Raw genomic sequence first — 23,194 nt, forward strand, 5'->3', positions numbered from 1 at the left:
ATGCCTTGATGTAATTATCAAGGCATTTTTTATTGAAATAAACACTGTTTTTCCCTATCTAAAACAGTATTTTTGCACTTTGAAAAAAATAAAGAAAAAGACACGTGAAGATTCAGAATAAAGCGACATTAGAGTTAAGCCATGACGAAATGAAAAGTTATGGGTATGAGGTAGTTGATGCAATTGTAGATCATTTTTCTACACAGAATGAAAAACTCCCTGTGGTTTCGGGTACAAGGAAAGAAATGGAGGCATTATTTCTAGAAGAAGCTCCTGAAACTCCATCCGACCCTAAAAAGGTGTTGGATTTTGTTTTGGAGGAGGTAATGACCAAAAGTAATATTGTTTCTCATCCAAAGTCGTATTCATTTGTGCCAGGGCCTAGTAACTATATCAGTGCCATGGCAGACAGCTTAACAGCTGGTTTCAATATATTCTCTGGTGGGTGGCAAGCGTCTCCTGCAGCCGCACAAATGGAAATTGTAGCTATGAACTGGCTTTTAAAAATGTTCGGCTTCCCTCAGAAAAAAGGGGGAGGAATTTTTACTAGTGGGGGTTCTATGGCCAATTTAACTGCCTTAGTAACTGCTCGAAGAGTAAAATGTGGCGACGATTTTAGTAAAGCTGTAATTTACCTTTCAGACCAAGCGCATTCTTCAAATATTAAAGCCATTCGCGTATTAGGTTTTAGAAAAGAACAGATTAGAATTATTCCTACTGATGGGGAGTTTAAATTCTCATTGAATAAATTAAAAAACGCTATTGCAAAAGATAGGTTGGAAGGGCTACAACCTTTTTGCTTGATTGCAACTGCCGGGACAACAAATACCGGAACGGTAGATCCGCTTTCCGACATTGCCAAAATCTGTAAAAAAGAAGATATCTGGTTTCATATCGATGGGGCCTATGGTGGTTTTGCTATACTTTCTGAAGATGGAAAACAGCTTTTAAAAGGAATTGGGAAAGCCGATTCACTTACTATAGACCCTCATAAATGGTTTTATCAGCCCTATGAAATCGGTTGTCTTTTAGTGAAAAATCACAAATGGCTTAAAGGAACTTTTACCGAAAAACCTGAATATTTACGCGATATTGAAGGCAATGAGTCTGAAATTAATTTTTACGATCACGGTATTGAGCTTACAAGACGTTTTAGAGCTTTGAAGTTTTATATGTCGGTAAAAACTTTTGGAATGGGTGAGTTCAGGCAGGCCATAACCTACAATATTAAGTTGGCAGAAGCAACAGAAGATTTTTTAAGATCGAGTAGCAATTGGGAGGTTATTTCACCAGCCACATTGGCGGTTATTAACTTTAGATACAACCCAATTGGCAACAAACTTTCAGAGAAAAAGCTTGACGCGCTTAACCAACGAATTTCTCAAAGTGTGGTTGATTCAAAACAAGCTTTATTGGTAACTACTGTTCTTAACGGGCAGATAGTACTAAGAATGTGCTTGATAAACCCTAGAACAACATTAGACGATGTAAAGGAAACTATCGCACTTTGCGAATCTTTTGCAGAAGAAAAATCCTTGTCGTGAAACAAGCGGATGTCCAAAGAATTTACTAAAACAATAAAACAAAAAATTATATTAATCTAAAATCACTTTTATTGTTAATATTTCTATTTAATCTACAATATATAATTCTTAATCAGCAGCAAAATAATCTTTATGCACAAGATCCAAATCTTTTTGACAATACTTGGTATTTTGTAACTGGTGAATTGGATGGTGAAATATTTTTTCTGCCCCCAGAAGAACATCTTATAGAGGTTACTTTTAATAGTGAAGAAATTTATTTATGTTATCCAAGCTGCGATGAATGTTATAGTAATAATGTGGTAATAAACGCGAATAGTTTTATAGTTTCAGAAACTGAACCTTGGATTGTTTTAATTGGGCTTTGTAATCCACCACAAAATGATTTTATAGGTACTCATAATTCAGTATATTTTTATAGCCACGTAAACTCAAAAAATCCCTTCAATTATATAATCGAGCCTGTAGATGATTACTTACAGCTAACCGTAACAAATGTTGAGGGTGATTTTGCAATATATAATAGCGTGTTGTTAACTACACCGGAATTTGATAACTCAAGTTTTGGTTTTTACCCAAACCCTGTTGATGAAACCTTAAACATTAAAAATAATTTTAATCAACCAGTTGATGTTTCAATTTATAATGTGAATGGTAAAAACTTAAAAAGTTATACTATTAACGAAAAATTGGAAACCATTAATATAAATGATTTAAATTCAGGATTGTATTTTGTGATTTTTAAAAATGAGGCTGGAGAGAGTTTGCTTAAAAGGTTTATTAAAAAATAGGTTGTGCTTTACACTGTAGGCTTTCTATTTGTTACTTTTATAGCTTGTAAACCAAAATACTATTTTCATTGCCAAAAAATCTAGATATTATTATAATTGGCGGCGGAGCTGCGGGATTTTTCACGGCAATAAACGCTGCGGAAAAAACCCCCCATCTTAAAATTGCAATTTTAGAACGTGGAAAAGAGGTTCTTACCAAAGTAAAAATTTCTGGCGGTGGTCGATGCAATGTAACCCACGCCGAGTTTCTTCCAAAAGAATTAACCCAAAACTATCCACGTGGCGAAAAAGAACTTTTAGGGCCGTTCCATACTTTTATGACAGGCGATACCATTGAATGGTTCGAAAAAAGAGGCGTGGAACTCAAAATTGAAGAGGACGGGCGGATGTTTCCGGTTTCAAACTCTTCACAAACTATCATAGATTGTTTTCTTTCAGAAACAAAAAGATTAGGGGTCGAGGTACTGCTTAGTCAGCCGGTAAAGGAAATTCAGAAAAATGAAGGCCGATATATTTTAACTACTAGTACCGATACTTTTTCCGCAGAAAAAATTGTGGTTACAACGGGTAGTAATCCTAAAATTTGGAAGTTGCTCAAAGATTTAGGGCATAGTATAGTTCCCGCCGTACCTTCACTTTTTACATTCAACATCAAAGATAGTCGTATAGCAGATTTGCCCGGACTTAGCACAAATGCTTCGGTAAAAGTTTTAGATAAAAATGGTAAAACAGTTTTGGAAAGCGACGGGTCGTTACTAATTACCCATTGGGGTATGAGTGGTCCTGCAATTTTAAAACTTTCGGCTTGGGGCGCTAGAATATTAGAGCCTATAAAATACAATTTTACTATTGAAGTGAATTGGCTTAATACGCTTACGGAAGAGGATGTGTTGGATTCTTTGAAAAATTTAAAAATATTACAAGGCAAGCAAACAATTTATAAATACGCACAATTCGAATTGCCCAAGCGCCTTTGGCAAAGTATGGTAAAAGCCGCAGGCATTGCCGAAACGCTTACATGGGCTGAGGCAACCCGCGAGAATTTTCAAAATCTAGCCAATCAACTTACCGCAGCAATTTTTGAAGTAAACGGAAAGAGTACCTTTAAAGAGGAATTTGTCACAGCCGGCGGGGTAGATTTAAAAGAAGTAAACTTTAAAACTTTCGAAAGTAGGGTTTGTAAAAATCTTTTCTTCGCTGGGGAAGTTCTTGATATAGACGCTATAACGGGAGGATTTAACTTTCAAAATGCTTGGACTGGTGGCTATATCGTTTCGCAAAACCTTTAATCTCTGTAACTTCTTCCCCAAAAAATGATGACTTTTTAATACTCGTCCGATATATAGTTATAATCCTTAAAACTATATGTCATGAAAAAAATTCTTCTTTTTACTCTTTTATTCACATTTATTGCAACTTCCGTCAAGTCACAAAATTTACTTGGGGCTGCAACAGATGTTTATGTAATGGAAAATTTTACCAATCCGGGCCAGTTTGGTACTATTCCACTCGCGGGACCTTATTATCCGTTAGGTACAGTAATTACGGGTAGTGCTCCTACAATGTTGGGAGGCGATTTCAACGATGCTGGAGAACTATATACATTTGTATACCAAGATCCAGACTATGTATTGGGAACTGTAGATATAACTACGGGAGCTATAAATAATACTATTACCGTATCAGGCAATGTTGGTGGACAATTTTTAAATCAGTTATCTTATAATCCTACAAACGATACTTTTTACGCATTGAGTGCGGATCCTAACAATAACTCTGGAACGCAATTTTATGAAGTTAATATTACCACCGGTGTACTAACGCCAATAGGTATTGGCACTGGGATTTTAAATGGAGTTGCTATGGAAATCGACAACAACGGGAAGGTGTATGTTGCCGATGCCAATACGGGAAATTTGTACATTGTAGATATCAATACAGGCGTGGGGAGCGTTGTGGGTAATATGCTTCCGAGTGGCACATATCCAGTGCGAAATGGTTTTTCTGTTGACCCTGCCACCAATGTGATGTATGCCGTTTTGCTGAATAGTGATGGGGTAATTTGGAATAAATTCTATACAGTAAATCTTGCAAATGGTGAACTTACAGAACTTGGGTTTGGTGGCTCTAGACAATATAGCCTGTTTGCTATTAAAGGCGAATCTCTTGGGGTAAATGAAAATAATTTGACCTCAGTAACTGTATACCCAAATCCGGCAACTAACATTATAAACATTGAGAATCCTACGGAAGTTGCATTTAATAACGTTAGACTTTTTGACCTACTCGGCAAAGATACCGGTGCAGTTTTTACCAATGGAGAAATGAATGTAGAAAACCTAGTTAAAGGTGTTTACTTCCTTCAGTTAGAAACCGAAAATGGCACAACTACCATAAAAATTATAAAGAAATAGTTTAGGTTTATGAACGTGATATAAAGAAGCTTCCGAGGTAATGTCTCTCAGGGGCTTTTTTTATTTTTAAGGGTAAATTATTTTCAATTTGTTAACACATTGTTAAACAAAAGTCTATGTGTGTAGGGATAGTTAATTATGGTTAACTTTAGTAGTTAAACACTACTCACCATGAAACAAGATATTTACAACATTAAAAAATCGCTCGATACTTCAAAAGGCAAACTTTCTTACTACAGCCTTCCCGAGCTTGAAAAACAAGGACATAACATAAGTAAACTCCCATTTTCAATACGAATTCTTCTAGAGAATGCATTGCGGAATTACGACGATTTTTCTGTAACTAAAGACCATTTAAAAACAGTATTAAATTGGACGCCAGAACAGAGTGAAAAAGATGTAGCCTTTAAACCCGCTCGTGTTTTGATGCAAGATTTTACAGGAGTCCCAGCGGTAGTGGATATAGCTTCATTACGTGCCGAAATGGCCCGAAAAGGTGGAGATGCCTCGAAAATTAATCCGCTTATTCCAGTAGATTTAGTGATAGACCACAGTGTGCAGGTAGATTATTTTGCAGCACAATATGCTTATGATAAAAATATAGAAGAAGAGTATAAGCGAAATAAGGAGCGCTATACATTTTTAAAATGGGCGCAGCAATCTTTCGATAATTTTAGCGTGGTGCCTCCAGGGATGGGAATCTGTCACCAAGTAAACTTAGAATATTTCTCTAAAGGCGCAATCGCTCGCGACGGAATGGTTTTTCCAGATACCTTAGTAGGAACCGATAGCCATACGCCAATGGTAAATGGAATTGGAGTAGTAGCTTGGGGTGTGGGAGGAATTGAAGCCGAAGCAGCTATCTTAGGACAACCAATTTATTTTATTAGTCCAGAAGTTATCGGTTTAAAACTTACAGGAAAACTTCCATTAGGTTCTACTGCCACAGATTTGGTGCTTACCATTGCTAACCTACTTCGAAAATATGGAGTAGTAGGAAAATTTGTTGAGGTTTTCGGACCTGGACTTGATAATCTTTCTGTGCCAGATAGAGCGACTATCGGAAATATGTCGCCAGAATTTGGATGTACTATTACATACTTCCCAATAGATGACAAGACTTTGGAATATATGCGAGATAGCAACCGAAGCGAAGAGCAGATAAAGTTAGTGGAAGAGTATTGCAAAGCAAATATGCTTTGGCGTCAAGATGAAGACAAAATAGAATATACCGATGTTGTAGAGCTAGATATTTCAACCATTCAACCTACAGTAGCGGGTCCTAAGCGTCCTCAGGATAAAATTCTTCTTAAAGATTTAAAAGAAAAGTTTATCGAGCTAGAACACGCTTCTTTTGGCAGAACGTACATTGAACCGTCTGAACGGGAAGAGGCGATTACCCGTTGGAAAGAAGAAGGAGGAAGTCAACCAACAAAACAACCTCACGACCCTGCACCAGATGTAGAGATAGAGAAGGCCGAAATGAAAAATGGTTTAAAAACGGTTTGGATTTCTCATGGAAATGAAAAGTATATGCTTTCAGACGGGGCAGTAGCCATTGCGGCTATAACGTCTTGTACCAATACTTCCAATCCGTTTGTAATGATAGGGGCGGGATTAGTTGCAAAAAAAGCAAGAGAACTTGGGATAGACGTAAAACCTTGGGTTAAAACCTCCTTAGCGCCAGGTTCAAAAGTAGTAACCGATTATTTGGAAAAAGCCGATTTGCTAAAAGACCTTGAAGCGCTTCAGTTTCATTTAGTAGGTTACGGATGTACTTCTTGTATCGGAAACTCAGGACCGTTGCCACCAGAAATTTCAAGAGCGGTGGAAGAAAACGATTTAATTGTAACCTCAGTACTTTCCGGAAACCGAAACTTCGAGGCGCGTATTCACTCACAGGTGAAAATGAATTTCCTAATGTCGCCAATGCTGGTGGTAGCTTTTGCCATTGCTGGAAGGGTAGATATAGACCTTACAACTGAACCGCTTAGCTGCGATAGAAACGGTAAAAAGATATACCTAAAAGATATTTGGCCAACAGACGATGAGATACATGCAGTAATGAGCAAGGTGTTAACGCCAAAAGACTTTAAAAAGAATTACGACGAAATTTTTGAAGGAAATGAAATCTGGAGAAACCTAGAAGTTCCAAAAGATAAACTTTACCAATGGGAAGATGATTCTACTTACATTAAGGAAGTGCCGTTTTTCCACAATCTGTCAGACGATCCTCAACCACTCAAAAATATTGAAGGAGCAAGAGCTTTGCTGATGCTAGGAGATAGTATTACCACCGACCATATTTCACCTGCTGGAGCTTTTTCGGAAGACTCAGCTGCAGGACAGTATTTAATTTCTCGTGGGGTTGAAAAGAAAAACTTCAATAGTTATGGTTCTAGACGTGGAAATGATGAAGTGATGGTGCGTGGTACTTTTGCAAACGTGCGTATAAAAAACCAATTGGCCGATAGAGAAGGAGGCTATACAACTTATCTTCCTACAGGAGAGCAAATGTCTGTTTATGATGCCGCGCAGAAATATATAGCCGATAAAACTCCGCTTATTGTGCTTACTGGAAAAGAATACGGTAGTGGTTCTTCTCGCGACTGGGCCGCCAAAGGGACAATTTTACTGGGTGTAAAGGCCGTTTTGGCAGAGAGCTACGAACGTATACACCGAAGTAACTTAATCATGATGGGAGTACTTCCGCTAGAGTATGTTAAAGGTGAATCGGCTGCCTCACACGGGCTAACGGGGAATGAAGTGTTTAGTATTTCAGGAATCGAAAACGACTTGTCGCCATTAAAGAAAGTAACGGTATCTGCCAAAACAGAGGATGGCAAGGAAATTGAATTCAAAGCCATAGCAAGACTAGATTCTCCAATTGAAGTTGCATACTACCAAAATGAGGGAATCTTACAATATGTTTTGCGTCAGTTTTTAAAACAGTAACCATAAGTTGATATTAATAGTACAATCAAAGCTTCTCCGTAAAAATTTTAACGGAATTACTATTTGGCCCTTTGTGATTTTAAAGCATCAGGAATTAAAGAATGATGCTGTGTTATTAAATCACGAACGTATTCATTTACGCCAACAAGTGGAGCTATTGATTGTACTATTCTATATCTGGTACAGCCTTGAGTTTTTAATTCGCTGTATTCAATACCGAAATAGAAATCAAGCTTATAGAAATATTTCATTTGAAAGAGAAGCTTATTACTATCAAAGTGATTTTGGTTACTTGAAAAAACGAAAGTTCTATGGGTTTTTAAAGTTTTTATAAGTTTTAAAACTACCCCTGTAAACAACAAACAAATTTGAAATGGCTAAATGATTTTCAGGCTATGAATTTAATCTGAGAATATTATTGAGGTCTATATTAAAAATTATAAAAATATAAATGAGCATACTTTTTTCTCCTCTAAAAATAAAAAATACCACACTTAAAAATCGAACTGTAATTTCACCTATGTGTATGTATAGTTGTGTTGACGGTTTTGCAAACGATTTTCATTTAGTTCACTTAGGAAGCCGCGCCTTGGGAGGTACGGCTTTAACTATTCAAGAAGCTACGGCCGTTTCCCCTGAAGGAAGAATATCCTACGGAGATATGGGAATATGGAGTGATGAACACATTCTAAAGCCGAAAGAAATAGTAAATTTTGTTCACGCACAAAAGGCGTTGATAGGGATTCAATTGGCTCACGCGGGTAGAAAAGCAAGTCATCAACTTCCACAAGAGGGAGCTAGAAAAATATCACCAGACGATAAAAACGGTTGGCAAACGTACTCTTCTTCAGCATTGCCATTTAGAGAAGGGGAGCCAGCGCCGCTAGCGTTAGATGCCAACGGCATTGAAAAAGTAAAACAAGATTATGTAGCGGCCACGCGTCGCGCGCAAAAAGCAGGTTACGACGTGGTTGAAATTCACGCGGCACACGGATACTTATTTCACCAATTCTATTCGCCTTTAGCAAATAATCGCACTGATAAATACGGTGGAAGTTTCGAAAATAGAATTCGCTTACTTCTTGAAGTTACCGAATTAGTTAGAGCAGAATGGCCAGAGGAAAAACCACTTTTTGTTCGTATTTCAGCTACCGACTGGACAAAAGGAGGATGGACGATTGAAGATTCGGTAAAACTTGTTGTAGAATTAAAAAAACGAGGGGTAGATCTTATCGATACATCTACTGGAGGGAATGTGCCTAAAGCAGTAATTCCGAGTGAGCCTGGGTATCAAGTTAAATTTGCCGAACAGATTAAAAAAGAAGCAAACATTTTAACCGGTGCAGTAGGTCAAATTACCACTGCTGAGCAATCGGAAGCAATTTTAAAAGAAGGGAAAGCCGATTTAATTTTCTACGGAAGAGAAAGTTTAAGAGATCCACATTTTGCATTACGTGCCGCCAAGGAGTTAAACGCAGATATCGAATGGCCAATACAATACCAACGAGCTAAATTATAGTTACAGAGTTGATCTTGTGGCAATCGAAAACCTAATCGCTTTTTAAGATGGTCGCTGTGATTCATTTTAAAGTAATACAAAACAATTAATAGCTACTAAACATATTATGACTAAAGAAGAACATAAAATAAACATACCATTTTCAGTTTTAGACCTTGTTCCTGTAATACAGGGAAGTAGTCATAAAACGGCCATGGAAAGTAGTCTGGCTTTAGCTCAAAAAGTTGAGGAGCTAGGTTTTAAACGCTTTTGGATTTCGGAGCATCACAATGCAGAAAGTTTAGTGAGTTCTGCTACGCCATTACTAATTGGTTATGTTGCCGAAAACACTAAATCTATTCGCGTGGGGTCTGGTGGCGTTATGTTGCCAAATCACGCTCCCTTAATTGTAGCAGAGCAGTTTGGAACGCTTGCTACGCTTTATCCAGATAGAATTGACTTAGGTTTAGGACGTGCGCCAGGCACCGATCAGCTTACGGCGAGAGCGCTAAGGCGGGAGCGTACCGAATCTGTAAACGATTTCCCGAATGATGTGCAGGAGTTACGACAATTTTTTTCTGCAAGCAATCAAAACAGTTTAGTTAGAGCCATTCCTGGAGAGGGATTGGAGGTGCCACTTTACCTTTTAGGTTCAAGTACCTATAGTGCGCAATTAGCAGGAGCATTAGGATTGCCGTATGCCTTTGCGAGTCACTTTGCGCCAACACATTTGCACGATGCCTTAAGATTGTATCACGGTAATTTTGAAGCCTCAAAACAATTGGAAAAGCCTTATGCTATGGCTGGAATTAATGTGGTAGTTGCCGATACCGATGAGGAAGCCGAATATTTATCTTCAAGTATGAAGTTGTTTATGCTGAATATTATCAGAAATACTCGCGCCCCACTGCCACCGCCTATAAAAGATATGGATGAAGTGTGGAGTCCGATGGAAAAAGCACATATAACTAAAATGATGGAATTCACTTTTATTGGCAGCAAGGAAACAGTTCGGAAAAAACTTCTCAATTTTATAGCAGAAACAAGAATTGACGAAATTATTGTCGTAGCCCATATTCACGATCAAGAAGCGAGATTAAAATCGTTTGAATTACTGTCGGAATTAAAGCAATAGTGCCTAAACCCTAAACGGATTGACATCTACTTTTAAAAGGAAGTTTTTAAAAAACTTTGTTTTCTGTACCTTCGTCAAAAATTTTTAAAAATGCTGAAAGCTGTTCTTTTTGATATGGATGGTGTTATTGTAGACACCGAACCTTTACACCGTAAAGCTTACTTCAAAATGTTTGAAGAGGTAAAAATAGATGTAAATGAAGAACTTTACGATTCGTTTACAGGACAGGCCACTTTGCCAATTTGTAGAACTTTGTGTGAACATTTTAGTCTTACAGATGCTCCAGAACACTTGGTGGCAACTAAAAGAAAGCATTTTAAATACCTTTTTGAAAATGATACTAGCCTCGATCTTCTAGATGGGGTTTACGACTTGATAAAAAACTATTACGAAAACGATCTAACTCTAGTATTGGCTTCGTCGGCTTCTATGCCTAATATCAATCGTATTTTCGACCGATTTGATTTAAATAAATATTTTAAAGCAAAAATTAGTGGCGCCGATTTAAAAGCTTCAAAGCCACATCCTGAAATATTTATTAAAGCGGCAGCGCTTGCTGGACAACCTGTTGAAAATTGTATGGTGATTGAAGACTCTACTAACGGAATTAAAGCTGCGAAAGCGGCAAATATTTACTGTGTAGGTTTTAAAAGCCCACATTCGGTAAACCAAGACTACACCAAAGCAGATAAGGTGATTACTAGTTTTGATGAGATTCGTTACGAGAAATTAACGGATTTATCCTAGCCGATTCTAAAGACCTGACAGGTTTCTAAAACCTGTCAGGTCTAGCTCTGGGAGAGAAACCTGTCAGGTCTAAGTTCAGTAGAAAAACCAGTTAAGCCAAATCCCAATGGCTAAAGACATCTTCTACAGTAGACTTAACCCTTTTCTTTCGCAAGGTTTCTACTCTGTAATTTGCGAGTTGAGGTGATTCATCAAAGTGTACTACATTTTTTTCTCCGTGTTTTTTAAGATGACTTCTAATAATGGCGTGGGTGTGATACGTAGCTTGTTGGAGTTTTAAGAAAGGTTCGTAATCTTCAACATTGCAAATAGCGTCGCTTCTATCAAAATATCCAAACCCTCGATACTGACCTTCAACAACTAAGGCAAAAGCTATTTCGTCTTCCGTTCTACCTTTCCCTTGAATGGCAAAACTGGGTTTGTTTTCGTATAAATCTTGTAGAGCCGCTTGTACTTTAGCGTTGTAATCTTCTATAGTTTCAGTGTCCTCACAAATTCCTTCACAGTTTTTTATTCGGTAGTGACTGCATATTTCAACATTGCTTTGCAGCGTACAAAATCGCGGACAGAGTTTATAAGTCTCACAAATTTCCTCTAGCTTTTCAAGAGCCTCGGTTTTATTGTAAAAAGTGCCAACCGAATCGTGCAATACCTTGGTCTTGCTTAGCGCAAGCTGAATTATCCCGCGTTGATTGGTATAGCTAATAATTTGATAGGTAGTTGTAGGCCACTTTTGGGCGCGGTTAAACTTTGGGTAATGCTTTCGGATATGTTCCGACTCCACTAAAAGCGCTAATAGCTCGTTCCCTGTAATTTCAAAATCTATAAAATGTGTTTCTTGCCCGAGTTGGTATTCCTTGGTTTTTTTATCGTAGAAATGTGAGAGCACCCGTTTCTTGATATTCTTCGCTTTCCCCGCATAAATCACCTGATGTTTTTGGTTTTTGAAAAGGTAAATCCCAGGGGATTCTGGGAGTTCGTTAATCTGTTCAGTGGCAATATGGGGTGGGAGTGTAGCTTGTTTAGAACGCGGATTTAGAAATGTATTGATGGTTTCCCAATTTTCATCTAAGGAAAGCAATCGCTGAAAAAGAATAACCGTTGCATCCACATCGCCTTCCGCTCGGTGTCGGTTGAGGTGTGGAATGTTTATGGTGTTACAAAGTCTGCCTAAACTATACGAAAGATGGCCAGGAATCAATTTGCGAGACAGTCTAACGGTACAGAGTTTCTTTCGGTTGTAATGTTGTCCTATTCTTCTAAACTCGCCTCGAATAACATTGTAGTCGAAACTAACATTATGAGCTACAAAAATGGCATCTTTAGTGAATTCTTCGACAGTTTCTGCGATTTCAAAAAAGCGTGGAGCATCGGCTACCATTTCGTTGTCTATACCTGTAAGGGCCGTGATATGCAACGGGATTTCACGCTCCGGATTTACAAGCGATGTGAACTTGTCTATCACCTCGCCATCTTTTAAAAGTGCGATGCAAATTTCGGTAATCCTATTCCCTGCAATACCGCCTCCGGTAGTTTCAACATCTATAATTGCAAAAAGTTGTGATTGCATTTTTAATTACTTGAAAAACAAATGTAGGAAAAGTATTTTTAATATTTGGAATTATTCCTGTAAAATGGAAATAATCCAATTCAGTGTATTTTAAAATGTTTAAATGCTTTAGGGAGCAATAATTTTTTTCTTTAGTAGTAGTATCTTTATGTTTTTATATTAATACTTGATGGTTTACTGTGAAAAACTCTTTTAAAACCCTTGCTATTATTGGCTTTATTTCCAAGGGAATAATCTACTTGGTTATAGGGATACTTTCTTTATTGGCGGCATTAAATATGGGAGGGGAGAGTTCTGGAACCAATCAGGCACTCACGTTTTTAAAAAAGCAACCTTTCGGGCAAATTCTCTTGTTGTTTTTAGGTGTTGGTTTGTTTTGTTATTCGTTTTGGATGTTTGTACAAAGTATAAAAGATCCTGAAAAGAAAGGCGCTACCCGAAATGCCTTATTACAACGAATGGGTTTGTTTATCACAGGTTTGGTTTACGTTTTTATAGCAGTTTTGGCATTCTATCACTTGGCTACTCCTACGGATAATGAAATAGTAAAAAGTACCTATCTCGATTTTTTGGAGCCTACTACGCTTGCTATTGTTTTTGTTGGAATTGGAATTATCCTAGCGATACAAACGGTTGTTTTAATTATAAGCGTTTTTAAGGGAGGAATGTTAGACCAATTTAATCTTGAAGGCAAGAAATATTCAGAAGTTATTCGAAGGCTGGGGATGTTTGGTTTTTACTCACGCGCTTTTGTAGTGGGAATTATTGCTTATTTCTTTTTACACGCTGGGTTCTATACTGGGAACAATAATATTAAAGGAATACAGGAAGCTTTTGAATTTTTAAACCAATCCAGCTTTGGAAAAGTGTTAATGGCAATTACTGCTGTAGGTTTTATTTCCTATGGTGCGTTTTATGTGTTTCTTACACGATATAGGAGTTTTGAGGAGAAGTAGGTTAGTGCAGTATTCTGTTAGCAGCTAAAATGCTAGACTATCAATTTGATAAAATTAAAATTAGGTAGCATATTTAAATTATTAAGGTAACCATCTTAAATCTTCATTAAACTACTCGGGCTTCCAGAATTTAACTGCATACTTTAAGAGTGCATTTTTATCAGATTCTATTCCTAGTTTTCTTATGATTGAGGCTCTTTGTGCCTCTATTGTTTTTTCTGATAGAAAAAGCATCTTGGCAATTTCTTTGGTAGTTTTTTGCTGTACAATTAATTCGAACACCTTTTTTTCAGAAAAAGTTAATTTTCCGAGTGCTTCGCCTTTTAGATAATCGATATCAGTTTCGATATCCAATTTTAATCTATGACTGTAATAGACTTCGTTATTTTCTAAATAATTGATACAGGTTTTTAACTCCTCTAAGGCGTGTTGTTTTAAAAGGTAAGCGTTTATTTTAAGCGCTTCAGCCTTCATAAAAATGCTTTTTTCCTTGTGTGAAGTAAGTAGGATGATTTTAGTTGGGATTTGATATAATCTAATGTTTTCGGCTATTTCTAACCCATCCATATCCGGCATACTAATATCTAAAATAGCAAATTCTGGCTTTAAACGTTTTATAGCTAGCCACGCTTCTTGTCCGTTATTATGACTTTCCAATACAACATGCCCCATTCCTTCAAGCAGTACTTGGGTGCCTAATATGGAAAGGGGGAAATCGTCTGCAATTACAAAGTACATAATCTAAGCTTTTATTTTGGAATTGTTAATTTAATGGTTGTTCCGTTTTTATTCGATTTAATGTTAACTGTACCATTTATAAATTTGGTGCGTTCTGTGATGTTCAATAAGCCGAAGCAGTTTCCTTTTTCCAACATTTTATCGGCGTCAAAACCTTTTCCGTTATCCTTTATTTCAGCGTACACATATTTATCATCTTCGGTAATTGTTATTTTACCCGCCATCGCATTGGCGTGCTTCATCATATTGGTAGTAGCTTCCTGAATAATTCGATACAATTGCAGTTCAACAGTATCACTTAAATCGCCACTGTAATCTATGTCTGAAGTAAGTAAAAAGCTATGTTGATTTTGCGCTCGATCGGTTAATTGTTCAATACTCAGCTTTAATCCTAATTTATCGAATAAAGTAGGGCTCAGGTTACGACTAATATTTCTAACTTCCTCTAAAATATTGTCGATTTTTACACTAAATTTAGAGCTATTTGTTTCGAGTGCCTGGCGTAGATTAACTAATTCATTGCTTACGCTATCGTGCAAATCGGAGGCAATACGCTTGCGTTCTTCTTCAGTTTTACTCAGTAAGAGCGAGGTGAAGTTTTCAGCCAACACCTTTTCTCTTGCTAAACTTTTACTTTTGTGCCAAATCATAAATATAATAAAAATCAGTATTAGGAACACTGCTCCTATCGTCATAGCAAAAAGCCATTCTCTTTGTGATTTTAATTGTTTTTCCTGAAGTAAGATTTTATTCTCTTTTTGTTCAGTTTTAAACTTTCGCTCTAATTCAAAGAGTTTTCCTTGAATAAGTTCTTTCGATTCTTTGTCTCTATTATTTAGAAGAAAGGTGGCGTAAATATTTGCTTTTTCAAAGTCTTTCTTTTTGGTGTAATATGTGTACAAACCACTTCCCAATTGAGTCATAAACTGGGTGTTTGGCTCTTCTTCCGCCGCTATTTCATTGTAGAATCTTTCTGCTTCCTCAGGATTTTTTAAAGTTTTGTCAAAGATTTCGGCATACATTATTTCTTGGAATAGGGTACGCATCTGCAGATCTAGACTGTTGCTTTGATCTGTCATCTCTCTTGCTATTTTAAGAAAGTCTAAAGCTTCCTTATCCTCTCTTTGTGCAATGTGCTTAAAAGCTAAAAGTTGATTTAATAATGCTTTGTGATAATTGTTGATTCCAGGATATTGTTTGGCGTGAATAGCCATCGAATCAATATATTTTATTGCGCCTATCGTATCTGCTTTTGCAATATTGAAGTTAACGTAAAGAGAATATGCCGAAAAAGTAAGCGATTTGTTTCCTTGCTGTTTTACAATTTGAAGTCCCTTTTTTAAGTTCTTTTCAGCTTCATCTAAGGCAGAAGTTTTTACAAAAATGTCGTGTAGCAGTAAATAAACAGTCCCTTGGTTGGTAACATCGCCAATATCTTCAAAAATGCGTAATGCTGCTATAAGGTGTTTTTCAGTGTTTTCGAAATCACGAACTAGTGAGTAATTTTGTGCTAAGGAGAAGTTGGTAAACCCAATTATCTGCTTGTGCGATTTCGACTCTGGTTTTAATTCGATTCCTTGTTTAAACCATTTAAAACTTGGGTCTAATTGATGGTTAAAATAGCTTTGAGCTCCTAAATAATAACACAGGTAACTCTGAGCTTCCCCGCTAATGTCTTTTTTGTGAGTATTGTAGAAATCGCTACTGGTTTTAAAATATATGCTATCAAAGTGAATATTTCTGTCTAAGGCGTTACCATAAGCTATTAGATAGTTGGCAGCATCTTCATAATTTTTGTTTTCTATTTGATGGTTGAAATGATACAACGCACTGTCCTTATAAATTTCTGTTCTATAATTAGCCCCATTTTCTAACCATTCATAAGCAGGAAGTGTATGCCTGTATTCCTCAACATTTTTTTCCTCGATTTGAGGAAGTTTCTGTTCAGAAGAAGTGTCGCAACTTATAGCAAATAAATAAAAAGCAGCGCTAAAAAATAACAAGAATAGGTTTTTCATAAGATGTGGGGGTAGTTGGTTTTAAGAATCTGAAATTTCAGTCGTGGGAGTTAGCGGTGATGTAAGTTTGGTTTTCTCAAATATATAGAACTTTCGATTTAATTTTTTATATTTTTTTCACCTATGATTTAGTATGAAATTATGCGATATACAGTAAAATTTATTACAATATACCGCAATTATAAAACTAATGGCCTGCTGAAAATCCCCACTAACAACAAGACCATTAGTCAACTGTATATTTACATAATTACGTGTTTTAACTCAACTTAATACTCCCCAATATTAGCAAGGTTAATAGTAACAGTATTTATATAACTACATTTTTAATTCAACTTCATAAAACTTTCGTTATACAGTATTTCTTTATGGATTGTGGCTAGCCATAATTGTGGATAGTACTCCGGAATTATTAAATTCTAGCACACAGCTTGTATCGTAATTGTTTTGGGCAGACTTGTTTTTATAATAAATATAATATGGGCTACCAGGTCCTGCAGCTTCAAAAGGAGCTAGCCTTTCTCCTAACACATTTTTTACTTCTTTAATGGACTTCCCAATAAGATTTTGACTTACTCCATCCAATTTTGCATCCTTATATTTGGTTTTAATTGTGTATAACACGTATTCGTCATTACCGTTAAATGCGAAGGTTAAATCAAACTTAAGATCATCATATTGTGTAACTGCCGAATCGTCTTCTGCCAGATCTATAGGCGTGATTTTTTCTGCTTCGGTATAAGTCATACCTAGTTTTAAACCTTTGTAACCTTTGTCGTCAAACTGCCCGTATACTGATAAGGAGGCAAAAAGTAAGAATGCAAATGAGAAAATTATATTTTTCATATATTTAGATTTAATAATTATTGTAATTAGTGTAGCGCTAAGTTTTACTTAATCTTTGTTTGAATACCCGATTTATTGATATCAGCTATAAGAATCACAGCATCCTTTTCTTGAGACCATTTGTCTGGATTGTTCATAATGGTGCTCATAGCAGTATTTAGCAGGTATATATATTCATTACTACTGCCATTAATTTTATAGGCTGTCGCGTTTTTAGTTTCTTCTCTTACGCTTTTGGTTCGTGCGCTATCATAGGTGATATTGTAGTTTTTCACCAAAGACCCTCCTTCGTAATACTTAAAGTTATATTCGCTATTTTCTCTTAACATATTTAGCTGAAAGTATGTATTGCTAGGCATGGTTTGCCAAGCGCTCCAAGCTGCCCAAGTACCTTTTATGTATTTCTTGGTTGCCTTAAAACTAGTTTTATAATTTTTAGGTGCCGAAGCTATTGTTTTAGCGGTATAAAGAATGGCATTTCCCAATTCGTGTTCCCACAGGTAGATTTGTGCTTTAGCCGTAGAAACCCAAAGGGATGGACTTTTCGCAATTTGTTTTAGGGTAATGTTATCTGTCCATAAATAGTTTTTAGAATCGGCATATTTATAGGCAGTTAGATGGTTGTTTGTAAATTGCTTGCGAATTTTTTCTGTTTCTACAGAATCATAAATTACCTTATCGGTGTACATATCGCCGCCATCATATAGTTTTACTTCATAGCTGCCACCACTTAGATGTTGTACAGCCAAAGAAGGAATAGATCCGTATAGCTGTTTTTCAGAATCCCAATTAGAAGGCCAACTTTCCCACTTTCCATTTTTAATTTCAATAGACCTTGAATATGGTAATTCGATTCGAACCTGCGCCTTAACCATTGTAGCGCACATTAATATGATACAAGAAATTATAAGTTTTTTCATTTTATTGAATTTGATTAATCAGTAATTATTTATAGAAGTGAATAAGGCTAAAAGCTTGTTTTAAATGTCAAAATGATTTTGCTTTAAGGCAATCGGCTACTTATTATGCTTGTATATCACTGCACTTCCAAGGTCGTTGTACCAAATGTAAATTCTAGAATTTGCTTTTGAAGTCCAGTTAGCCTTGTTGCTTACAATTTGCGGAAGGGTTACATTTTCGGTCCACATGTAATTTGGAGAATTGTAATATTTATAGACCGTTATATTGTCGTTGTTGCTTTTTTTGCGGACTTTTTTCGTCTCTGCAGCATCAAAATGTACGGTTTCTACAAAAATCCCACTAGCAGACCCTCCTTCGTATAAGGATACTTCAAAAGTGCCAAGATTAATTTGTTTAATACTTAAATTAGGGATAAAGCCGTATTCAGCTTTTTGAGATTCCCAGTTTGAAGGCCATTTTTCCCATCCACCATTTTCAAATCCAATAGATCTTGAATAAGGTAAGTTGATAGTTATTTGGGCAGAAGCTAAGGTTACTACAGCTAAAAATAAGATAGAAGTTAAGAATAGTTTTTTCATTTTGATAGGGTTTAGTTTTCTATTGCAAACTTCAGCCAATTGCTAAATTTTGATGTAGTGGTTAACCCTATTTATTTTTTTGAAGCAAATGTTAGATGAAATAATAGATTGAAAAAACAGCTTTTAATAATTGGTAATCAATTATTTGTATTGGTGTGTAGCGCGAGAAGTAAGAATTGAAAAATTATAAAAATAACTCATCAAACGTTTTGTAATGTACTTGTAACCGAATCGCCTTCAAGGATTTTTTTATAATTTCTATCCGTGTTTATATTTATTTAGGTGATAAAAGTTGGGTGAATTGGGATTAGAAGAGCGTTTTTCTAAGTTATTAAAATTCAAGAAGGAGAGAGGTTGCAATCTATGTTTTCACATTCATTAATTCCGTAAGAGTTGCAGTGAATGGTATTGCTGATGCTCTTCCAGGGTTGTAGTTTTTTAATTTTCTGAAGTCCCAAGAGTTCATTTAATATCTTAGTGAAAACATAGAAATGAGACTTATTGTATGTTGATTTCTGCATACAATAAGTATAGTTTCGGATAATGATAAATAAATTTTTACTTAAAGAATTTGGCGCAAAAATTCGTGAGCTAAGGGCAGAAAGAAACCTAAGTCAAGAACAACTTTCTTTTATAACAGGTTTCCATAGAACTTATATTGGAATGATTGAAAGGGGAGAACGAAATATTTCTTTAACAAATATCGCAGTATTTGCGAAAGCGTTTGAAATGGATATTTCTGAATTGGTAAACTTCAATAATCAGAAGTCAAAACTTAGCTATCAAGATTATGAATTTAAGGCTGATAGTTAAATGAAGAGAGCTTATTATAATAATACGATTTTAGGCTTCTTAACTGAGGACTCAAATTCAATTTTAGGGCAATTAAGTTTAAATCATACTAATAGGTCTTTAGAGGACTTGCAAAAGAATGCTTGGGTTAAACAAATTCATATTCTAAAGGATCAATTAAAAGGTATAAATGGTGCAATATATTTTGAGTTTACTATACCTAGAATGGGAAAGAGAGTTGACAATATATTAATTGTAAATGATTGTATTTTTGTTGTTGAATTTAAAGTGGGTGATGACGTTTATGGTAAACATGCGCAAACTCAAGTAATAGACTATTGCCTAGATTTACAAAATTTTCATGAAGGAAGTCATCATATTAAATTAATACCAGTATTAGTATCAACAAATGCAGATTCCAAACATTGTATTGTAAGTGAGGTTGAAAAACATAATCAAGTAGCAAAATGCAATAAATCTGGATTAAGAGAAATTGTTGAAAAGTTCACTGATTTTACAAAACAAGAAATAGATATTAAAAAATGGGAGAATTCTATTTACAAGCCTACGCCGACAATTATAGAGGTTGCTCAGGCTTTGTATAAAGGTCATAAAGTAGAAGAAATATCTCGTCATGATGCTGGAGCTATAAATCTTTCTAGAACTTCTACATATATTAATCAGGTTATTGAAAATTCTAAATTGTATAAGAAAAAATCAATATGTTTTGTTACTGGTGTACCTGGGGCAGGAAAAACACTAGCAGGGTTAAGTGTAGCAAATCAAAGAATGCTAGCGGATGAAGACGAGCATGCTGTTTTTTTATCAGGAAACGGACCCTTAGTAGATGTCTTAAGAGAAGCCTTAGCTAGAGATTACGTTTTAACTTCTAAGGAAAAAGGTGAGCGTGTGACAAAAGAAAATGCAAAAAGAAGGACGAATGCATTTATTCAAAATATACATCACTTCAGAGATGAATATCTTAATTATAATATAAAACCAACTGAAAAAGTAGTTGTGTTTGATGAAGCTCAAAGAGCATGGACAAAAAACCAAGTTAGTTCCTTTATGAAAAGGAAGAAAGGGATAGAGAACTTTGGTATGTCAGAACCAGAATTTTTGATTGATGTTATGAATCGTCATGAGAATTGGTGTACTGTAGTTTGTTTAATTGGTGGGGGTCAGGAAATAAATACAGGTGAAGCTGGATTAGAGGAATGGATTAGTGCTTTTGAAAACGATTATAAAAATTGGGATATTCATTATTCTAATTTAATAGTTGATGGTCCTAACTATATAAAAACAGAAAACCAACGACAATGGCTATTTAACAATGCTACTTCTGTAACAGAGTTACATTTATCAGTATCTGTTCGCTCTTTTAGATCAGAAAAAGTTTCAGAATTTGTGCAAGAGCTTTTGGATTTAAATATTGATGAGGCTAAGAGGGTGTATTTAGAAATAAATAATGATTTTCCAATTTATATTACTAGAGATTTAGATGTGGCTCAGAAATGGCTCAGAGAAGTAAGTAAAGGCTCTGAAAGAATTGGGTTAATTGCTTCTTCAGGAGCAAGGAGATTGAGAGCTTTAGGAATTGATGTAAAAAACGAAATTTCTCCACCTAACTGGTTTTTAAATGAAAAAGAAGATGTAAGGTCTTCATATTTTTTAGAAGATGTTGCTACAGAATTTGATATTCAAGGTTTAGAAATTGATAGAACTTGCTTATTATGGGGGGCAAATTTTTATATTGATAATAATAAATGGGTATATCAAAATTTTAAAGGAAGCAAGTGGATGAATATTAATCAGGAAATTAGCAAAGATTATCTTAAAAATACATATCGGGTTTTGTTAACTCGTGCAAGGCAAGGCATGGTGATTTTTATCCCTGAAGGTTCGAAGTTAGACCATACCCGCCCAAGTAAATTTTATGATGGCACCTATAATTATTTTAAAGAAATAGGGATAGAAGAGTTAGTTAAATAACAACTCCTCCACCACAGGAACATCCGCCTCTGCCCAATCCAAGGCAAGTAATTCTTTTTTATCCGCTAAAATATAATCCGCGTGCTCTCGTAGCTTCAATTCCCCTGAAACATAGTCAGCGGTATAAGGAATCAATTTTATTTTAAAATCAGGATAAGCATGGGTGACGGGTGTAAGTCTGTCTTTAACTTCAATATTAATATTTAATTCTTCTAGAACCTCACGCTTTACGCACTCTATTTCAGATTCACCTTCTTCAATTTTGCCACCTGCAAATTCCCATTTCAAAGGAAGTAACATCGTAGAACTTCGTTGTACAGCAAGAATTTTATCATCTTTTAATATGATAGCACAGACTACTTCAATCATTTTTATAAGGCTTAAAAATCAAGTTTATTCAGTGTAAACTATGTTTGGTAGAATTTACCTATCCTCCCCACACTTCCCAGGAACACTAGCGGTTACTCCAGCTTTTTCGGCTACGCAGGGGTTGGAGTAGGTTTTGCCATCGCAGCCGCATACTGGGTCGTATTGCATAGTGCAAGGGCCGTCGCTAATTTTAGATTCGTCAATACAGTCGGTGGGATTTTTTACTGCGCAAGAAATTATGAGTAGGGCAATCAGTAAAAATGATATAAGTAGAAAGTAGGGTGATGTTTTCAAGTTGCTTCTGGTTTAGTTAGAAATAAGAACTTCTAAATTAAACAATATTTCCTAAATCTTCCGCAACACATAGTCTTTATAATATCCTTTTTTGTCGGTAAAGGAGGTTTCAATGGTTAGGCCTGCTTGTTCGGCCAACCAAGCCACAGTTTTATCGTCGTATTTTTGTGATATTTCGGTGTGGATGGTTTCCCACTGTTCAAAACTTATATCGAGATCAAGGTTTTTAATACGTACATCCATTGCTTCCGTAGCTATTAAAAAGCTTTTTGCAGTGCCGCTTTCTGGGTTGTAGGATTCCCAATGCGTAAATTTATTTACATCAAAATTCGCGTCTAACTCTCGGTTTATTCGGGTTAAAATGTTTTTGTTGAAGGCAGCGGTAATTCCTGTTTGGTCGTTATAAGCATCCAAAACCGTCTGCGGATTTTTCTTTTGATCGAAACCCATAAACAGTAGGTCTTCTGCCAACATAGTGTCTTTTAGTTTGGTGAGAAAGTCGATGGCTTTTGGATGTAGCAAGTTGCCAATATTACTGCCTAAAACCACAATCACTTTTTTTCGTTTGTTGAACCCTTTAAGGCGTTCTAAAACTTCAAAATATTCTCCTATTTCAGCATCTACCGTTAGCGAAGGCATTTCTTGAGCTAGGTTGTTTGTAAGTAATTTTACTGCGTTTTCACTAATATCTATAGGCTTGTAAACAAAATTGAAGTTATTATCGGTCATATACTTGAGCAGCAATTTTGTTTTTTTACCGTCGCCAGCGCCAAGTTCGATTAAATCTAAACCATTTTCGCGATCGCGAAAAAGTTCGCCTATGGTTTTGGTATGGGTAGCGAGAATTTCAAATTCGCAACCGGTAAGGTAGTATTCCGGCATAGCCATAATATCCTGAAATAGCTTGTCGCCTTTTTTATCGTAAAAATATTTAGACGATAGGTATTTCGGGAAGCTGCTAAGTCCTTCCTTAACTTCGGTTTTAAATGTAGTATCTCTTTGAGTTTTCGCTTTTATATCCATAGGTTAGGTGTCT

Annotated in this window: 21 protein-coding genes; 12 read left to right on the top strand and 9 right to left on the bottom strand. The window is 35.9% G+C overall.

Going from position 1 to position 23,194, the window contains the following annotated elements:
* Window positions 1–104: 104 nt before the first annotated feature.
* From FHP04_RS09605 to FHP04_RS09645, 9 genes are all read left to right on the top strand, one after another.
* Window positions 105–1,544: a pyridoxal phosphate-dependent decarboxylase family protein gene (locus FHP04_RS09605; RefSeq protein ID WP_139855892.1), complete on the top strand. Its 1,440-nt coding sequence runs from the start codon at window positions 105–107 to the stop codon at window positions 1,542–1,544.
* 71 nt (window positions 1,545–1,615) lie between these two features.
* Window positions 1,616–2,335 carry a T9SS type A sorting domain-containing protein gene (locus FHP04_RS09610; RefSeq protein WP_158319134.1) on the top strand — a complete coding sequence of 240 codons (720 nt, stop codon included), beginning with the start codon at window positions 1,616–1,618 and terminating at the stop codon, window positions 2,333–2,335.
* Window positions 2,336–2,403: 68 nt separating this feature from the next.
* A complete protein-coding gene (locus FHP04_RS09615) occupies window positions 2,404–3,624 on the top strand; it encodes a BaiN/RdsA family NAD(P)/FAD-dependent oxidoreductase (RefSeq protein ID WP_139855894.1) in 1,221 nt (406 codons plus the stop codon).
* A gap of 81 nt (window positions 3,625–3,705) precedes the next feature.
* Window positions 3,706–4,749, top strand: coding sequence for a T9SS type A sorting domain-containing protein (locus FHP04_RS09620; RefSeq protein ID WP_139855895.1), 1,044 nt, complete (start codon window positions 3,706–3,708; stop codon window positions 4,747–4,749).
* A gap of 171 nt (window positions 4,750–4,920) precedes the next feature.
* A complete protein-coding gene (gene acnA, locus FHP04_RS09625; protein WP_139855896.1) occupies window positions 4,921–7,704 on the top strand; it encodes an aconitate hydratase in 2,784 nt (927 codons plus the stop codon).
* A gap of 7 nt (window positions 7,705–7,711) precedes the next feature.
* Window positions 7,712–8,038, top strand: a complete 327-nt coding sequence (locus FHP04_RS09630; RefSeq protein WP_139855897.1) for a hypothetical protein — start codon at window positions 7,712–7,714, stop codon at window positions 8,036–8,038.
* Window positions 8,039–8,155: 117 nt separating this feature from the next.
* Complete coding sequence (locus tag FHP04_RS09635; RefSeq protein ID WP_139855898.1) at window positions 8,156–9,223, top strand: NADH:flavin oxidoreductase/NADH oxidase; 1,068 nt, start codon at window positions 8,156–8,158, stop codon at window positions 9,221–9,223.
* A gap of 106 nt (window positions 9,224–9,329) precedes the next feature.
* Window positions 9,330–10,337: an LLM class flavin-dependent oxidoreductase gene (locus FHP04_RS09640; protein ID WP_139855899.1), complete on the top strand. Its 1,008-nt coding sequence runs from the start codon at window positions 9,330–9,332 to the stop codon at window positions 10,335–10,337.
* Between the two features lie 90 nt (window positions 10,338–10,427).
* Window positions 10,428–11,084 (top strand): HAD family hydrolase, encoded by a 657-nt coding sequence (locus FHP04_RS09645; RefSeq protein ID WP_139855900.1) that lies wholly within the window; start codon window positions 10,428–10,430, stop codon window positions 11,082–11,084.
* A 91-nt stretch (window positions 11,085–11,175) separates the two neighbouring features.
* Here the strand turns inward: FHP04_RS09645 and FHP04_RS09650 are convergent, their stop codons facing one another.
* Window positions 11,176–12,654 carry an exonuclease domain-containing protein gene (locus FHP04_RS09650; RefSeq protein WP_139855901.1) on the bottom strand — a complete coding sequence of 493 codons (1,479 nt, stop codon included), beginning with the start codon at window positions 12,652–12,654 and terminating at the stop codon, window positions 11,176–11,178.
* A 179-nt stretch (window positions 12,655–12,833) separates the two neighbouring features.
* On the opposite strand from FHP04_RS09650, the gene FHP04_RS09655 reads away from it, so the two are divergent.
* Window positions 12,834–13,610: a DUF1206 domain-containing protein gene (locus tag FHP04_RS09655; protein ID WP_139855902.1), complete on the top strand. Its 777-nt coding sequence runs from the start codon at window positions 12,834–12,836 to the stop codon at window positions 13,608–13,610.
* A gap of 111 nt (window positions 13,611–13,721) precedes the next feature.
* Here the strand turns inward: FHP04_RS09655 and FHP04_RS09660 are convergent, their stop codons facing one another.
* From FHP04_RS09660 to FHP04_RS09680, 5 genes are all read right to left on the bottom strand, one after another.
* A complete protein-coding gene (locus tag FHP04_RS09660) occupies window positions 13,722–14,348 on the bottom strand; it encodes a response regulator transcription factor (RefSeq protein WP_139855903.1) in 627 nt (208 codons plus the stop codon).
* An 11-nt stretch (window positions 14,349–14,359) separates the two neighbouring features.
* A complete protein-coding gene (locus FHP04_RS09665) occupies window positions 14,360–16,366 on the bottom strand; it encodes an ATP-binding protein (RefSeq protein ID WP_139855904.1) in 2,007 nt (668 codons plus the stop codon).
* 366 nt (window positions 16,367–16,732) lie between these two features.
* Window positions 16,733–17,212 carry a hypothetical protein gene (locus tag FHP04_RS09670; protein ID WP_139855905.1) on the bottom strand — a complete coding sequence of 160 codons (480 nt, stop codon included), beginning with the start codon at window positions 17,210–17,212 and terminating at the stop codon, window positions 16,733–16,735.
* Window positions 17,213–17,256: 44 nt separating this feature from the next.
* Window positions 17,257–18,132: a hypothetical protein gene (locus FHP04_RS09675; RefSeq protein ID WP_139855906.1), complete on the bottom strand. Its 876-nt coding sequence runs from the start codon at window positions 18,130–18,132 to the stop codon at window positions 17,257–17,259.
* 96 nt (window positions 18,133–18,228) lie between these two features.
* The gene (locus FHP04_RS09680; protein WP_139855907.1) at window positions 18,229–18,711 is read right to left on the bottom strand and encodes a hypothetical protein; all 483 of its coding nucleotides are present in this window, start codon (window positions 18,709–18,711) and stop codon (window positions 18,229–18,231) included.
* Window positions 18,712–19,254: 543 nt separating this feature from the next.
* Between FHP04_RS09680 and FHP04_RS09685 the strand changes: the two genes are divergently transcribed.
* Both FHP04_RS09685 and FHP04_RS09690 read left to right on the top strand, forming a co-directional pair.
* Complete coding sequence (locus tag FHP04_RS09685; protein ID WP_139855908.1) at window positions 19,255–19,524, top strand: helix-turn-helix domain-containing protein; 270 nt, start codon at window positions 19,255–19,257, stop codon at window positions 19,522–19,524.
* Entirely contained in the window at window positions 19,525–21,495 is a 1,971-nt protein-coding gene (locus FHP04_RS09690; protein ID WP_139855909.1) for a DUF2075 domain-containing protein, read from the top strand.
* Here FHP04_RS09690 and FHP04_RS09695 read toward each other — a convergent pair.
* From FHP04_RS09695 to FHP04_RS09705, 3 genes are read right to left on the bottom strand one after another with little or no spacing between them, the layout of a single operon-like run.
* The gene (locus FHP04_RS09695; protein ID WP_139855910.1) at window positions 21,484–21,864 is read right to left on the bottom strand and encodes a (deoxy)nucleoside triphosphate pyrophosphohydrolase; all 381 of its coding nucleotides are present in this window, start codon (window positions 21,862–21,864) and stop codon (window positions 21,484–21,486) included. The two genes, FHP04_RS09690 and FHP04_RS09695, sit on opposite strands and share 12 nt — an antisense overlap.
* A 54-nt stretch (window positions 21,865–21,918) precedes the next feature.
* Window positions 21,919–22,158: a Kazal-type serine protease inhibitor domain-containing protein gene (locus FHP04_RS14715; protein WP_246051411.1), complete on the bottom strand. Its 240-nt coding sequence runs from the start codon at window positions 22,156–22,158 to the stop codon at window positions 21,919–21,921.
* 51 nt (window positions 22,159–22,209) lie between these two features.
* Window positions 22,210–23,181 (bottom strand): L-histidine N(alpha)-methyltransferase, encoded by a 972-nt coding sequence (locus FHP04_RS09705; protein WP_139855911.1) that lies wholly within the window; start codon window positions 23,179–23,181, stop codon window positions 22,210–22,212.
* Between the last annotated feature and the right edge of the window lie 13 nt (window positions 23,182–23,194).

Source organism: Aequorivita sinensis (genome assembly GCF_006346335.1).
GTDB classification, from domain to species: domain Bacteria; phylum Bacteroidota; class Bacteroidia; order Flavobacteriales; family Flavobacteriaceae; genus Aequorivita; species Aequorivita sinensis.

Coding starts and splice junctions, on each gene's coding strand:
- FHP04_RS09685 (WP_139855908.1), top strand. CDS start 19,255: ATGATAAATAAATTTTTACTTAAAGAATTTGGCGCAAAAATTCGTGAG.
- FHP04_RS09690 (WP_139855909.1), top strand. CDS start 19,525: ATGAAGAGAGCTTATTATAATAATACGATTTTAGGCTTCTTAACTGAG.
- FHP04_RS09645 (WP_139855900.1), top strand. CDS start 10,428: ATGCTGAAAGCTGTTCTTTTTGATATGGATGGTGTTATTGTAGACACC.
- FHP04_RS09635 (WP_139855898.1), top strand. CDS start 8,156: ATGAGCATACTTTTTTCTCCTCTAAAAATAAAAAATACCACACTTAAA.
- FHP04_RS09705 (WP_139855911.1), bottom strand. CDS start 23,181: ATGGATATAAAAGCGAAAACTCAAAGAGATACTACATTTAAAACCGAA.
- FHP04_RS09660 (WP_139855903.1), bottom strand. CDS start 14,348: ATGTACTTTGTAATTGCAGACGATTTCCCCCTTTCCATATTAGGCACC.
- FHP04_RS09650 (WP_139855901.1), bottom strand. CDS start 12,654: ATGCAATCACAACTTTTTGCAATTATAGATGTTGAAACTACCGGAGGC.
- FHP04_RS09620 (WP_139855895.1), top strand. CDS start 3,706: ATGAAAAAAATTCTTCTTTTTACTCTTTTATTCACATTTATTGCAACT.
- FHP04_RS09670 (WP_139855905.1), bottom strand. CDS start 17,212: ATGAAAAATATAATTTTCTCATTTGCATTCTTACTTTTTGCCTCCTTA.
- FHP04_RS09665 (WP_139855904.1), bottom strand. CDS start 16,366: ATGAAAAACCTATTCTTGTTATTTTTTAGCGCTGCTTTTTATTTATTT.
- FHP04_RS09695 (WP_139855910.1), bottom strand. CDS start 21,864: ATGATTGAAGTAGTCTGTGCTATCATATTAAAAGATGATAAAATTCTT.
- FHP04_RS09675 (WP_139855906.1), bottom strand. CDS start 18,132: ATGAAAAAACTTATAATTTCTTGTATCATATTAATGTGCGCTACAATG.
- FHP04_RS09640 (WP_139855899.1), top strand. CDS start 9,330: ATGACTAAAGAAGAACATAAAATAAACATACCATTTTCAGTTTTAGAC.
- FHP04_RS09680 (WP_139855907.1), bottom strand. CDS start 18,711: ATGAAAAAACTATTCTTAACTTCTATCTTATTTTTAGCTGTAGTAACC.
- acnA (WP_139855896.1), top strand. CDS start 4,921: ATGAAACAAGATATTTACAACATTAAAAAATCGCTCGATACTTCAAAA.